General features: G+C 34.4%; 11 protein-coding genes. 2 read left to right on the plus strand and 9 right to left on the minus strand.

Translation table 11 applies throughout. The features are described from left to right. Positions 1-269: 269 nt before the first annotated feature. The 3 genes from DWZ69_RS07225 to pckA form a co-directional block, all read right to left on the minus strand. On the minus strand, positions 270-488 hold the full coding sequence (locus DWZ69_RS07225; RefSeq protein ID WP_117999941.1) for a DUF1858 domain-containing protein: 219 nt from the start codon (positions 486-488) through the stop codon (positions 270-272). Positions 489-772: 284 nt separating this feature from the next. Next, on the minus strand, positions 773-4,702 hold the full coding sequence (locus DWZ69_RS07230; RefSeq protein ID WP_118436539.1) for a S8 family serine peptidase: 3,930 nt from the start codon (positions 4,700-4,702) through the stop codon (positions 773-775). Positions 4,703-5,149: 447 nt separating this feature from the next. Next, a complete protein-coding gene (pckA, locus tag DWZ69_RS07235; RefSeq protein ID WP_118436541.1) occupies positions 5,150-6,751 on the minus strand; it encodes a phosphoenolpyruvate carboxykinase (ATP) in 1,602 nt (533 codons plus the stop codon). A 378-nt stretch (positions 6,752-7,129) separates the two neighbouring features. Between pckA and DWZ69_RS07240 the strand changes: the two genes are divergently transcribed. Next, positions 7,130-7,669, plus strand: a complete 540-nt coding sequence (locus DWZ69_RS07240) for a hypothetical protein (protein ID WP_118436542.1) — start codon at positions 7,130-7,132, stop codon at positions 7,667-7,669. Here the strand turns inward: DWZ69_RS07240 and DWZ69_RS07245 are convergent. The 6 genes from DWZ69_RS07245 to DWZ69_RS07270 all read right to left on the minus strand — a co-directional run bounded on the left by DWZ69_RS07245 (position 7,646) and on the right by DWZ69_RS07270 (position 12,733). Then, positions 7,646-7,900: a hypothetical protein gene (locus DWZ69_RS07245; protein WP_118436544.1), complete on the minus strand. Its 255-nt coding sequence runs from the start codon at positions 7,898-7,900 to the stop codon at positions 7,646-7,648. The genes DWZ69_RS07240 and DWZ69_RS07245 overlap by 24 nt on opposite strands. An 83-nt stretch (positions 7,901-7,983) precedes the next feature. Next, positions 7,984-8,163, minus strand: a complete 180-nt coding sequence (locus tag DWZ69_RS12255; protein ID WP_279210256.1) for a helix-turn-helix transcriptional regulator — start codon at positions 8,161-8,163, stop codon at positions 7,984-7,986. Between the two features lie 314 nt (positions 8,164-8,477). Beyond that, a complete protein-coding gene (locus DWZ69_RS07255; RefSeq protein ID WP_118436546.1) occupies positions 8,478-9,524 on the minus strand; it encodes an ORF6N domain-containing protein in 1,047 nt (348 codons plus the stop codon). Positions 9,525-9,689: 165 nt separating this feature from the next. Next, a complete protein-coding gene (locus tag DWZ69_RS07260; protein ID WP_118436548.1) occupies positions 9,690-10,037 on the minus strand; it encodes a helix-turn-helix transcriptional regulator in 348 nt (115 codons plus the stop codon). Positions 10,038-10,317: 280 nt separating this feature from the next. Beyond that, positions 10,318-11,760: a 23S rRNA (uracil(1939)-C(5))-methyltransferase RlmD gene (rlmD, locus tag DWZ69_RS07265; RefSeq protein ID WP_118436550.1), complete on the minus strand. Its 1,443-nt coding sequence runs from the start codon at positions 11,758-11,760 to the stop codon at positions 10,318-10,320. 22 nt (positions 11,761-11,782) lie between these two features. Next, a complete protein-coding gene (locus tag DWZ69_RS07270) occupies positions 11,783-12,733 on the minus strand; it encodes an HD domain-containing protein (protein ID WP_117999949.1) in 951 nt (316 codons plus the stop codon). Positions 12,734-12,879: 146 nt separating this feature from the next. On the opposite strand from DWZ69_RS07270, the gene DWZ69_RS07275 reads away from it, so the two are divergent. Then, complete coding sequence (locus DWZ69_RS07275) at positions 12,880-15,249, plus strand: endonuclease MutS2 (RefSeq protein ID WP_118436552.1); 2,370 nt, start codon at positions 12,880-12,882, stop codon at positions 15,247-15,249. The last annotated feature ends 67 nt before the right edge of the window (positions 15,250-15,316 follow it).

The following is a 15,316-nucleotide window of genomic DNA, read 5'->3' on the forward strand; positions in this document are numbered from 1 at the left end:
TCTTTGATATATTTAATGTTACCTGTTTTTGGAGAATATTTCAACTTTTTGATTAATAAGGAACCACGAATGTGGCCAGCCACATTCCACGCAACCAGCACGTTTTGTTTCCACACTATCTTCCTTTCACGTGAGTGTACATCCCTAGTGGAACGATTTATATGCAATAAGAAATTCTGAAGTAATTTTTTATTACATATAAAAACAGCTGTGAGACTGTTTGCATAAACAATACCCACAACTGCTCTTGTTATCTCTACAGTTAAAGATTATTCTTCAACTTTTTTTTTCTCGAAATATTTATTAATATTAACTAATAATTCATCAGGGTTAATTCCATGTACCATAGCAGCTTCTTCTAAAGATTCTCCAATTGATGATGGACATCCGATGCAATGCATTCCTGCTTCCATAAGAACGATGGCTACGCCTCTGTCTATTGATAAAAGTTCACCCATTGTCATTTCCTTTGTAATCTTTACATCCATTACTGTATCCTCCTTCAAGATTTTGTATTCCAAACCGGCATAATCATCAACTCCGGTTCATTTACTATTGTGTGCCTTATCCTGCAACCATATTCATTTACTAGGATATTGTCACTTACAGTTCACTATTATAACAACTTTCTAAATCTTTGCAAATAATAAATTTTTTATTACATAGAAAAGCGATTAACCGGTATTATTTTTTCCAATTAATCGCTTTTTATGATTTCAAAATATTGTGCTTTATTATTACTAAATATTCAAATTAATCTACAACAAACACTTTATTTCTTTTTTGACTTTTTAGTTTTATCCTTCTTTGCTTTAACTTTTTTAATAGTCTTAACTTCTGACCAGCTTCCGTATACAGATTTCTTGCCAGCTTTTGTATAGGCTCTGGCTTTTACATAATACTTTTTATTCTTTAATTTCTTTAAAGTAACTGATGTCTTCTTGCTAGTTACATACTTAGTTGTTTTCTTTGTAAACTTCTTTGATGTTGAGTAAGCAATCTGATATCCTATTGCATTTGAAGCCTTTGCTAAAGTAAGCTTAAGTTTCTTTGCTGTTCTCTTGGCTTTTTTAATTGAAGTTGCGCCAACCTTTGTTACAGTAACCTTCTGTTTTGTATAAACTTTTGCTGTTACCTTGCTGCCTAATGAATTAGCTCTTGCTGTATAAACATATCCTTTTTTACCTTTAGCAACATTCTTACCATTAACAGTAAACTTTGTTATTGTAAAGTTATCGTCAGCTTTTGCAATAAGTTTAAATGTATCACCTGGCAAATAGTAGCCTGTGCCTTCTACATAACCGCCGTCTGTACTGCTGTCTACTACATTTGTATATCCACTTGTTACATTAATGTATACTGATTCAATTCCTGCTGCGACTTCTTCTTCGTCACCGTTAATGCTAACTGCACTAGATTTCTTTGTAGTTCCTTTTCCAAAGTTCCAATCATCGTCGTCATCATTGGCCATCTGATTGTTACCATAAAGAACGTATAACTTGTCCTGGACTGTTGTTGCTAAAACATTATCCGCCTTAAAGTTTTCGCTGTTTAAGCTGTAACCTGAAGCCTTGTAGGAATCTGAACTAAGGTTGTATGTAAATGTATCTCCAAGACCTTCTGCCTTTAAATCTGTATAAATAACACCGTTAGAAATTGCACCAATCTGTGCTTCTGTTATACAGAATTCCTTACCATTAATTGTTTCCTTGTAAGCATCTGTAACTTTTCCAATTGTAGCTTTAGACACAGTCCACTTACTACCATCAAAAATCAAGTTCTTTGGAGTTGATTCTGTTCCGTCTGTTCCCAATGTTACAATTAACTTATTTCCAACCTGAACAGCTTTTGCACAAGCTCGTCCACTTGGCAACTTAGCAACTGTTGTCCACTTCTTTGCTGATAAAGAATACTTCATAACTGATGTATCAAGACTTCCATCCTTCTTAATTCCGCCGAATAAATATAAGTCACCATTATATGCTACTAAATTGTAACCAAATGCCCCCTTAAATTCTTTTGGAACTGCTGTTAATTTCTTCCAACCTTTATTAGTATCATAGTATGCAAGAATTTCTTCTTCTGTGTAACCTAAATCTAAACCTACTGCTCCATAAAGCTTTCCGTTTGTGTAGGCAAAATTGCTGTTAGCATATACACTACCGTTTAATGCATACTTATATTCTGCCCCGAACATTTCTGTTGTAAATGGAAATCTTCCTTCATCAAGTTCTGAAGTTCTACCTGCATCTTTTAAAGATTCCTGTTCTTTTAAGATTTCATCTTTTAATTCAGGGAATTTTTTAATTAATTCATCAATATCAATATCCTGACTATTTGATAAAGAACTCCACATAACAATACCTTCATCAGTAATGTATGCCACTTCCTGACCTGTTGATACTAACTGACCGCCTAACATAGAGTTTATGAACTTCTTGTCAGATGTGAATGCTTTACCACATGAGAAGTAACATGTTCTCTCTATTGTTTTTTCTTCTTTTTGAATCTTAATATTTAAAGTTTTATTCTTATAGTTATTTCCGTCAAATGTAACTGTCTGATCATTGTTTGAAAGCTGTTTTACTTCTGTATTGTTTACAAATACTTTAGCACCTTTAAGGTATGAACCTTTAATTTCAACCTGTGATTTAGCGTTCATCTGAATCTTACCAACGCTAATGCTAGGTGTGTCAACCTTTGTTAAGTCCAGTACACCACTTGATGAAACTTTGTTTGCTAATGCCGGTATCTCTCTTACAGAACCAAGCACTCTGTTTTTAACATCTAATGAATTACTGTTACCATATATATTTGCAATGGCTGCTACTGCACCTGTAACATGTGGTGTAGCCATTGATGTACCATTATAAAAGTCGTATTTTCCAAATTCGTCTGAATTAACATCTTCTTTGCTTACACCAAAATCTTCTACACTAAATCCATACTCGCCATCTGTTGAAGCAACTAAAGCAAGAATAAGAACTTTCTTAGTATCTTTTTTAACTTTACCTGAAGTTGAAAAACTTAAATGTGTATAACAATTATCCTGCTCTAAGTGTGACATACCTATCATTTCTGCATTAGCAAAATCAAGTTCTCCTGAATCTTTTACATCACAATCAAAAATTCCATACGTTCCAATTGTATCTTCATCTAAAAGACCTGTAATGTTTGTGTTGTCTTTCTTAGGTTTCGCATTTACCTTTAACATTGCACTTACTGTTACAGGAGTTGAAGATTTTTTCAACTCGTATGGTAAATAGAAATTATACTGTTCTTCTGTTGCAATATTGCTTACAGATAAATTAAGGGACTTGTTTGTATTTTTTGCTTCTCCAAAATATGAATTGTGAGTTGTAGTTGCTGTGAATTTTGCACCCTCATCATCACTTGAATGTCCCCAAGGAGCCTCCCCCTGTGCTGCATCTTTTACGATAGCTTCATCTTCAACTACATTAACTACTTTTTCTGTGTCGTATGTATAGAATGTACTACTTAAATCCATTGGGTTTTCGTAAATAGATGGATTATAGCAATTATATGAAACTGATGAGAGAATGTTAGTTCCCGGTGCTGCAATGTCTACATTATCTTTTCCATAATTAGAAAAAGTTGCAAGTTCATCATTTTCGTTGCTTGCTGCAACTGAAATAATGTAATCGCTGTCAATACAGGCAGGACTTGTGTATTGATCATCTACATTTACACCGTCATTTCCGGAAGCTACAACTGAAAGTGCACCCTTCTTACCAACCATTTCAATAACAGCTTTTAATGCATCTTCTGTTTCGTCTGCATCACCGCCCCATGAGTCATTTACAGCTACAACATTTGTGCCTAATGACTGCGCTTTATAAATATAGTTATAAGCACTTATAGCATCTATTGTTGAACCTGAACCTTCTTCATCGAGGAATTTAAGTGCCATGATCTTTATGTTATCACTTTTTGCAGTTCCACTTATACCAACATTGTTGTTAGACTGTGCTGCAATAATACCTGCACAGTGACTACCATGACCGTTGTCATCTAATGGATCTGCATCTTCATTAGCAAAATCATATCCATGTTTTCCTTTTAGTTCACTTTCATCATAAGGGTTGTTCCATATTTTATCTTTTAAATCTTCATGTGTGTAATCAACACCTGTGTCAACAATTGCAACAACTTTTTCCTTATTGTCCTTGTCAGCCAAAGCGCTGCTGTCAGCGTTAATATCTAATCCCTTTGTGCCGCCATTTTGACCAACGTTTTCCTGAGACCACTGATATTTATAATACTTGTCATTATAATCTGAAGCCTTATAAATATAGTTTGGCTGAACACTTATAACACCAACTTTGTTCTTCATCTTTGCAATAAGTTCTTCTGTTGAATATGAATCTGATTCAACTAAAGAAACCTTCACGTCTGAAGCATCATTGTTACTATAAGTTTTCACCTTTCCTTTGCTTTCCTGGAAATCATATGTTTCTTTAATTTTTACCTTACTGTCTGTAATACTCTGTGTTGAAACATTCTTTCCACTTTCCTTATATAGAATGACTGCCTGTCCTTCTACATAACTTTTTTCCTTTTTGTTTTTGTTGTTTTCTTCTTGTTTTATGTCTATAGACGCCTTTGCTGTGAAAGGTGTTCCACCTAGCGTTAATGCTGCTGCCAGCATAATAGACATAATTTGTTTGAATGTCTTTCTCATACAAACCCTCCTATAAATTTATTGTTTTTTTGGGGCATTGTTACTTAGCAAATATACGATAAATTTGTTATGCCCACAAAAATATTTATAATTATACATTATTTCGAGCAAAAAATCACTTTTATATCAAAATTTCTTTTCAAACGCGACACTCCCCTTATTGATTTGTATGCAAATCAATAAGCACGCGGCATTCCCTTTGCTCTGACTTTTTTACGCGCGACACTCCTCTTATTGATTTGTAAACAAATCAATAAGCACGCGGCATTTACTTTAATTTGACTTTTTACGCGCGACACTCCTCTTATTGATTTGTTTACAAATCAATAAGCACGTGGCATTCGCAGAATGCCGCTAAATAAAAGAAGAGACAGGCTCCCGTTTATGCAAGCATAACGGGTTGCCTGTCTCTTCTTTTATTATGTCGCTTTGCTCAAAGCTTCGCGATTATTTTTGTGGTCCTGCTGAAACAAGTGCTTTTCCTGCTTCGTTTCCTTCGTATTTTGCGAAGTTCTTGATGAATCTGTCTGCAAGATCTAATGCCTTTGTTTCCCATTCTGAAGCATCAGCGTAAGTATCTCTTGGATCAAGAATTCCTGCATCTACTCCAGGAAGTTCTGTTGGAACTTCAAAGTTGAAGTATGGAATTGTCTTTGTAGGAACTTCGTTGATTGCTCCGCTTAAGATAGCATCGATGATACCACGTGTATCCTTAATTGAGATACGCTTTCCTGTACCATTCCATCCTGTGTTTACAAGATATGCCTTAGCGCCGTTCTTTTCCATCTTCTTAACTAATTCTTCAGCGTATTTTGTTGGATGAAGCTCTAAGAAAGCCTGTCCGAAACATGCTGAGAATGTTGGAGTTGGTTCTGTAATTCCACGTTCTGTACCAGCTAATTTTGCTGTAAATCCTGATAAGAAGTAATACTGTGTCTGACCTTCTGTTAAGATTGATACTGGTGGTAATACTCCAAATGCATCTGCTGATAAGAAGATTACGTTCTTAGCTGCTGGTGCTGATGAAATAGGACGTACAATATTTTTAATATGATTGATTGGGTAAGAAACACGAGTGTTTTCTGTTACGCTCTTATCAGCGAAATCAATCTTTCCATTTTCATCTAATGTTACATTTTCAAGAAGTGCATCACGCTTAATAGCATTGTAGATATCTGGTTCTGATTCCTTATCTAAGTCAATAACCTTAGCGTAGCATCCACCTTCAAAGTTGAATACTCCGTTGTCATCCCAACCATGTTCGTCATCACCGATTAAGAGACGCTTAGGATCTGTTGAAAGTGTTGTCTTTCCTGTTCCTGATAAACCGAAGAAAATTGCTGTGTTTTCTCCATTTAAATCTGTATTTGCTGAACAGTGCATTGAAGCAATACCCTTAAGTGGTAAGTAGTAGTTCATCATTGAGAACATACCCTTCTTCATTTCTCCGCCGTACCATGTGTTAATGATAACCTGTTCACGGCTTGTGATATTGAATGCAACTGCTGTTTCTGAGTTTAATCCAAGTTCTTTGTAGTTTTCTACTTTTGCCTTTGAAGCATTGTATACTACGAAGTCTGGTTCGAAGTTCTTGAGTTCTTCTTCTGTTGGCTTAATGAACATATTTGTTACGAAATGTGCCTGCCAAGCTACTTCTACGATAAAACGGATAGCCATACGTGTGTCTGCATTTGCTCCACAGAAAGCATCTACTACATAAAGTTTCTTGTTTGAAAGTTCTTTCTTAGCGATGTCCTTTAATGTAGCCCATACATCTTCTGATAATGGATGGTTATCGTTTGCGTATTCATCTGATGTCCACCAAACAGTGTCCTTTGAATTTTCATCCATAACGATGTATTTGTCTTTAGGTGAACGTCCTGTGTATACACCAGTCTTAACGTTTACTGCACCTAATTCACTTTCCTGACCTTTGTCAAAACCTTCAAGTTCTGGCTTTGTTTCTTCTGCAAATAACTCTTCGTATGATGGATTGTAAACAATTTCAGTTGTTCCATTAATTCCATATTTTGTTAAATCGATTGCCATTTTAATAATACTCCTTTTCTATCTTGTTTTTCGAAAAGTCACCAAGGAATTTAATAATTATGGTGCCTTTCTTACCTAAAGCAAAAAAATCTCGCTTTACGCATATATTATACATTAATAACTGACAAATTCAATGCTTATTCAACAAATTTATGCATTTCGTTAAAAAATTAACCATAAAATATATTTAAAAATTAGTTGCTTTTTTTGATATGCAAAATTGTTTTTAGCCTCAGCCTTCATTGTGTATGTTTTTTAGTTTAATTTTTCTCTATTAAGCACGAGGAATTTATAGTTAATATTTACCTTTTATCTTTTGATGTTTTATGGTAAATTAAACAAAACAATTTAAAATTGAGTACCAAGGGGGGGTATACCATGAAAAGTATATATTTAAGCACTGAGAATTTTCACATTGCTACAGAACAAGAGAGAAAGAAGATACGAAAATCCCAGTGCCATAATTTTATTTTATGTTGGTTCAAAAGATTTTTTATAACTTTTATCCTTGCAGGTGTTGTTGTTATTTTTCAAATTCTTGCAAGAGAAACTATACCTTATAGTTTCAAGCCATATCAAACCAAAGAACGTATGATTGTTTTGGTAGTTTGTGTTTTTGCTGTTTTTAATGTTTTGTCTTTAATACAACTGCTTATACATAATTATATTGCTTTTAATATTAACCGTGCTTTTATTACCAGTGCTGTTGTAAAAAAGAAAATGACTGTTGATGAAATCATTCCATATCTAAATCAAAGGCGAAAATACAAATATCTTGTTTGTGAATTAGAAGATGGAACTTTTATACTAGATAGAATTTGGGTTCATGGACCTATTAATTATTCTAATATAAAAGTGGGTAATACTGTATACATCGAGCTTAAACCAGATAATTCAAGACACCACTATGTTATTTAGGCATGGTGGTGTTTGAGTTTTCTTGTATTCCATATAGTTTGCATATTTATTATGCGCCATTCTCCAATACCATCCATAAAAATTTATAAACGTTTTCCCTTTTGAAACAGCCTTTAATGCTTCCAATAAAATATCATGAGCTAAATCCTTTGCCATATCGCTATTAGCCACTCGCTTTATGTAGAACAAATATGTGTTCTCGATAAGTTCATTATTAATATATTCACTCATTTTTCTTCCTCCTGTAAATCGATTTACACTATATTAGTCTCTAAAAAAGCCAAAAGGTTCGCTAATTTTTATAACTTACAAATCTACCAAATTTCTTTTCCGTCTGCCAAAAGAATTAATTTTATATTTTCATCAATTTCTGCTTCATTCAATTCTTGCTGAATAAGAGGTTGAATAGCCTCTCCACGTTCCCACTTTGAGACACTCTGTGATGTAATTCCAAGATATCCCGCCACATCTTCTTGCGTTAACTTCTTTAATATTCAATACTTTTTTAAGTTTTCTGGTAAGAATATCATTTTCTCCTTTGGGGAACATTTTATATTGTTATTATAGAGAAATGTTCCCCAATAATTAAATATTTCGTATGCAACAAACACCTAAAGTGAGTCCAACTTTAATTGTGAATATGTACGTTCACAGTTTTCTCCTTGAAATTTTCATATAGCAAGAGCCTCCAAGTTATTTAAACTCAAAGGTTCCTTTTTTATATAACTCTATGCAAGTTCAGTTTCCTTCCCTGTAATAATCACTTTCACTTCTTCTATATCCTTACCTGTAGCTTATGCTATCTGCTCTACTGTGGTAAAATCAAAGTTGGATTCTTCAACAGCGTTGTAATAACCGGGGTATATTTAGATACTCCATAGTCTTCAACAATACTGGTTATTCTAGCTCCTGCATCCTTTGATGAAGCCCCACATAAGAAAACCCTTTCATCAGCAGTTCCATAATCCAACACTATAAATCGATCATGAAATATACCACCTGTCTTTTTCATTGATATTTTTACGGATGGATATTCTTTGCAAAAATCCGTAAATTCTATATTATGAAGTTTATTATTCCCAACATTATCGCTGAATAAAGTAATATTTACTCCTGTAGGAGAATTTTTAAGATGTACCAGCGTTCTTAATCCAATATAATTGTCAACGACATATATTGACGACTTTGCCTGCTTATAAATGGACTCATATACCTCATCGGCACTACTAAATTTTGCATTAAACATGAGCCACTTTTCATCATCATCTGAAACAAAGCTGTTCATCATATCAGCCAACTCAGATTTTGTCACAACATCCTTCAAGCCTTCTGCAACATCTGAAATCTGCTTTTCAAGAGATATCATATCTGAGTTGATTTTGTTAATTTCTATTCTGTTGTTAGCAACTTCCATGCTTAACTGAAGTATTTCCCGCTGACCTATTAAATCACGATTTTCTAATATGTAATCTTTCATTCTTTTGAAAGTTCTTACCAATGCAATACTTTGTCTTACCGCAAGTTCTCCCTTTAGTACAGTCATTAACATGTATACACCTTGTTCTGTAAAAACATAAGGATTGCTTCGGGATTTTCTACTTATATTTGCAGTCACAAATTGTGACCGCAAATATTCAACTTCATTATCAGACAATTGAAACATCATATCATTCTTAAATCTTTCTTTATTCCTTTTTACCTGCTGATTAAAAGCCTTAAGTTCATATCCATATACTTCAGCCAAATCTGCATCTAATAACACTTTGCAGCCCCTAAACTCATACAATTTTTGTTTCATAAATTCTTCATTGATTTCAATCACTGCAATTTCCTCTTTCTTTTTGTCTTCTGCCATAGAACTCCTCCATCCATTTTGCGTTATATTTCTGCCGCCCACTTAATTCACAATTTTTCTCCTTGACATTTTTACAAATAAATAGTACCTTTTGAAGTAAGAAATGGTTTTTTGTACCGTACGTGCTGACTTGTCAGTAGCTAAGCGGGTTGCTCGTTTCTTTTCTTATTTTCCTCCATTCATTTTCCCTAATCTCTTCATGTATTTTAATAAACGCATCTGCTGACCTTTAGATAACTTATGGTAGTCTTCTAAAATCTTATGATCCTTAACATTCTTATAATCAATATCCTCTGGCAAATTTTCTTTAAAGGATTCGGAACCTGTAAGCAATTCTTCCACAGGAACCCCTAAAGCCTCACTAATAACCAATAACTTATCAGAAGCCGGATTTGACTTCTTAGTATTCCAATCGCTAATTGTACTGATTGTTATCCCTGTTCTTCTTGAGAGTTCTCTTTGGCTCATTTTCTGTTCCTTCATTATTTCAAAAATTCTTTCACTTATTATCATATTCATCTCCATTTTATGCACGTTTTTACGTTCATTTTAACATTGATTATTACAATAATCAATATCGATAATCCATTTTTCTATAATAACTTTACAACCAAGTTTTACTAGGAATTATAATCATACTTTTCATTCAATATTACCGTGCATTATTCTTTTACGTCAAAAAAGTTTGCGACATAAAATCACAAACTTTTTACCCTGAATTAGATATATTTTTTAGATTATTTCGAATTAAATTGTAATGAAAAACTACACGTTGTCAATTTCTTATATATTTTTAATCAACGTCATGAATGGTATCCTCTGACTGATATTGCTCAAGCCACGCCACCGTCTCCACATGCACTGTCTGACCAAACATGTCGCATGGTGTTGCTTCCTTTAGCTTATACCCATGTTCTTCAAGCCACTTCAAATCCCTTGCCAATGTAGCGCTGTCGCAGCTTACATACACAATTCTTTCCGGATTCATTTTTACAATAGTATCAAGCAAAACCTGGTCGCAACCTTTTCGTGGTGGGTCCACCACAATCACATCTGGCTTACATTCAGGTTGATTTTTATGTTCATCAAAATATTTAGGAACTACTTCTTCTGCTGCCCCAACCAAAAACTCTGTATTTTCCATACCATTTATGGCAGCGTTTTCTCTGGCATTGTCAATTGCTTCAGGAACAATCTCCACGCCAATAACCTTCTTTGCAGCTTTTGCAAGGAAAAGAGAAATGCTTCCAATACCACAATACAAATCCCACACATTTTCCTCACCTGTAAGGTTTGCATATTCCAGCGCCTTGTTGTAAAGCTTTTCTGTCTGAATTGGATTTACCTGGAAAAAGGACAATGGTGAAATTCTAAATTTAACATCACCAATGTAATCTTCAATATAGTCTTTTCCGTACAGGTTAATAATTTCTTTTCCTAATATAACATTGCTTTTTTCTTTGTTTACATTAAGACAAATACTTGTTATGTCATCAATTTGCAATAACTGTTCCACCAATTCCTGTGAATGTGGCAATTTATTTCCATTAATAACCACACAAACCATTATCTCATTTGTAAAAGCACCAATTCTAATAAGAACATGTCTCACCAAACCTTTGTGCGTTTTTTCATCATAAGGTTTAATGTTATAAATATTCATAAAAGTTTTTACTATATGCATTACGGTGCCATTTACGTCACCATCTTTTTCAATGCCAAGGAGACAATTGTCCACACTAATAATGGAATGAGTTCTGCCTGCATAAAAACCGCTGACAATATTTCCCTCTCTGTCCAGACCTATTGGAAACTGTGCCTTGTTTCTATAGTGAAAAGGACCATTGTCTTCATATCCCTTTACTGCCAACTCTTTCATACCAATAATGGGCTTCATTTCAAAATCTTCTATGCCACCGATTCGCTTAATATTGTTGTAAACTTTTTTCTCTTTAAACTCCAACTGCTGCTTGTAATTCATTGCCTGTAGCTGACAGCCTCCACAGCGGTTTGCCACAGGGCAAAGAGGCTCTACACGATAAGGGGATGGCTTTACGACTTCAAGTAATTTAGCAAAAGCAAAATTCTTCTTTGCCTTCATAATTTTTACTTTTACCACATCACCAATAACTGCATCCTTTACAAAAAGAGCATAGCCATCAACTTTGCCTATGCCCTCTCCTGTAGTTCCCTGATCAATAATTTCTATTTCAATAATATCATTCTTATTAAACATATATTTTAATCATTCTCCATTTTTATTCAGTAGTTCTTCTAATGTTGCTCTCTAAAAATCTATTGTAGCCTAACCACTGGTCTGATGTTGCTGTTGTGTTACTCTTAAAGATTTCCATAACTGTTTCCATCTTTGCATCTGTATTATCTGCAAAATTAAGTGCAACAGCTTCAATTAATGCCGGCTTCTTTGGTGAACCGTATTCAAGCTCGCCATGATGTGCCAAAATACAATGCTTCAATTCATTTGCCTGCTTTGTTGGAAAATCAGGTATTGTTGCTATAATCTTTGAAAGCATTTCCGAACCCATAACAATATGTCCTAACAACTGTCCTGCATCTGTGTATTCATTAGAAGGAAAATCTGATAATTCATATACTTTTCCAATATCATGACAAATAGCAGAAGTAATAAGTAAATCCCTGTTTAAAATAGGATATTGTTTTGTATAAAAATCGCACAACTTTGTTACTGAAAGTGTATGCTCTAATAAACCACCGATAAATCCATGGTGAACACTTTTAGCCGCTGAATGTTTCTTAAACGCCTCTGCGAAATTAGCATCCTCAACGAATAATGTTGTTAAAATCTGTTTATAATAAGGATTATTAACACTGGCGATGAATTTTAGCAATTCTGTCATCATTTCGTCCATGTTTTTATCAGTGCAAGGTAAATAATTTGATGGATCAACACTTTCTTCACTTACCTTTCTTGCTCGCTTAATACTAAGCTGTGTCTGACCGTTAAAAACTGTAACGTCTCCATGAACTTCTACATAATCTAATGCGTCAAAATCATCAATGCCCATTGAACCCGGGTCCCAGATTTTTGCATCTAACTGTCCTGTTTTATCCTGTAAAATAACATTCTCATACTCTTTTCCTGTTTTTGTCATTGCGCTACTTTTTTGTTTGCATAAGTATACTTCCTGTACTCTTTCACCTTCACGTAATGTTTCGATATATTTCATTATTTCCTCCTAATATAAGAATTTACTTTTATACACATTTAAGCTAAACTTTATTATAATTGATTATGTATTCAAATACAAGAACAGTACCACTGTATTTGGTGGCAGAATATGTATAGTTACATCAAATAAATGGAGATTATAAAATGAACAAAAAGGTATTAAAAACATTAGAGTTTAACAAAATTATTGACTTGCTAAAAGAAGAAGCAGGTTCTGACAAGGGACGCAGACTTTGTGAGAATCTCACACCTTCATCTGATTATCATGAGATAAAAATAATGCAGCAAAATACAGGCGATGCACTTACACGAGTTTGGCAAAAAGGCAGCCTTTCTTTTTCGGGACTTCACAACATTGGTGAATCCCTTAAACGATTGGAAATTGGCAGCACCCTTGGCATGGGAGAACTTCTTAGAATCAGTTCCCTATTAAAAGTTGCCAACAGGGTTAAAACTTTTTCAAGACGAGATGACGATGGTAACAAAGACAGCCTAGACGATATGTTTGAAGCCATTGAGCCTCTTACTAATTTAAATAAAGAAATTGAGAAGTGTATTATTTCTGAAGAAGAAATGGCAGATGATGCTTCTTATAACTTAAAAAATATTCGAAGACAAATGAAGCTGACAAATGATAGAATTCACAGTCAGCTTAGTAACCTTGTTAATTCTACTAACAACAAAACATACTTACAGGACTCTCTTATTACCATGAGAGACGGTCGTTACTGCGTTCCTGTTAAACAAGAATATCGTGGCAATGTGCCGGGAATTATTCACGACCAGTCCTCAACAGGTTCAACTCTTTTTGTAGAGCCTACTGTAGTTGTGGAACTTAATAACAAGTTGCGTGAATTATCAGTTAAAGAAGCTGACGAAATTCAGATTATACTTGCTAATTTAAGTGTTACATGTAGCGAATACATGGAACAGCTTAGAACTGACATGGAATTACTGCCTAAACTTGACTTTATTTTTGCAAAAGCAAATCTTGCCAAGAAAATGAAAGCAACCATGCCTGAATTTAACGACAAACGTTTTATAAATATTAAACAGGGACGTCATCCATTACTTGATTCAAAGAAAGTAGTGCCAATAGACGTTAATTTAGGAAAAGATTTTAACCTGCTTATTGTTACAGGTCCTAACACCGGTGGTAAAACAGTTTCCCTAAAAACAGTTGGGCTATTATCATTAATGGGCCAGTCAGGTTTACATATCCCTGCCTTTGAGGGCAGTAGCCTTGCAGTATTTAAAGAGATTTTTGCAGACATTGGTGACGAGCAGAGTATTGAGCAAAGTTTAAGTACCTTCTCAGCTCACATGGTAAACACTGTAAATATTTTAAACAAAGCCGATCAGGACTCTCTTGTTCTCTTTGACGAATTAGGTGCAGGAACTGATCCGGTAGAAGGTGCAGCTCTTGGAATTTCAATTCTTAACTTCTTAAAGAATATGGGTACAAGAACCATGGCAACAACTCACTATAGTGAGTTAAAACTTTACGCCCTCTCCACAGATGGTGTCCAGAATGCCAGTTGCGAATTTGATGTTGAAACTTTAAGACCAACTTACCGCTTATTAATTGGTATACCGGGAAAAAGTAATGCTTTTGCAATTTCAGAAAAACTTGGCTTACCTAAATTTATTATTGATGATGCCAAGTCTAGAATTGATGCTGAAGATGAGCAGTTTGAAGATGTTTTAGCTGAACTTGAGCGCCAGAAGAAACAGATTGAAAAAGACCACGAAACAATTTCTGTTTACAAGTCTCAAATAGCATCTTTGAAAAAAGATTACGAATACAGAACTAAAGAGATTAATGAAAAGAAAGATAAAATTTTATCTAAAGCAAGGGAAGAAGCCCTTGATATTCTTAAAGAAGCTAAGGAAACTGCTGATACAGCAATTAAAAATATTAACAAATACGGTAAGTCCGGCAATACAAAAGAACTTGAGAAATCAAGAACTGCCGTTGGTTCAAAAATTAAAAAGAATCAAAGCCACAGTTCGATTAAGGCTTCTAAGCCTTCAAAATCTTACAAAGCTTCTGACTTTAAACTTGGAACAGGGGTTAAGGTGCTTAGCATGAACTTAAATGGTACTGTTGCCTCCCTTCCAAACGCAGCCGGTAACTTAACTGTCAAAATGGGTATTTTAAACAGCAAGGTTAATATTAGGGACTTAGAAATTATTGATGAACCTGATATTAAGGCACCGGGTCTTACAAGAAACAGTAGCGGCAAGATTAAGATGAACAAATCTCTTAACGTGAAGATGGAAATCAACTTAATCGGTAAAACTGTTGATGAAGCTTTAGGTGAACTTGAGAAATATCTTGATGATGCTTACATTGCACATTTACCACAGGTTTATGTAATTCATGGTAAAGGCACAGGCACATTAAGAAAAGCCGTTCAGAATTATTTGAAAACCTGCTCTTATGTTAAGTCATACAGAAACGGCGAGCATGGTGAAGGCGGTGCAGGTGCTACAGTAGTAGAATTTAAGTAATGTTTAATATTAGAAAATAAAATTTTGTATTATTGCAGATTTTATTTACTGCAAATAAGATATTTTT

Origin of the sequence: Eubacterium sp. AF34-35BH, from assembly GCF_003477765.1 — a bacterium.
GTDB lineage: Bacteria > Bacillota > Clostridia > Lachnospirales > Lachnospiraceae > Eubacterium_G.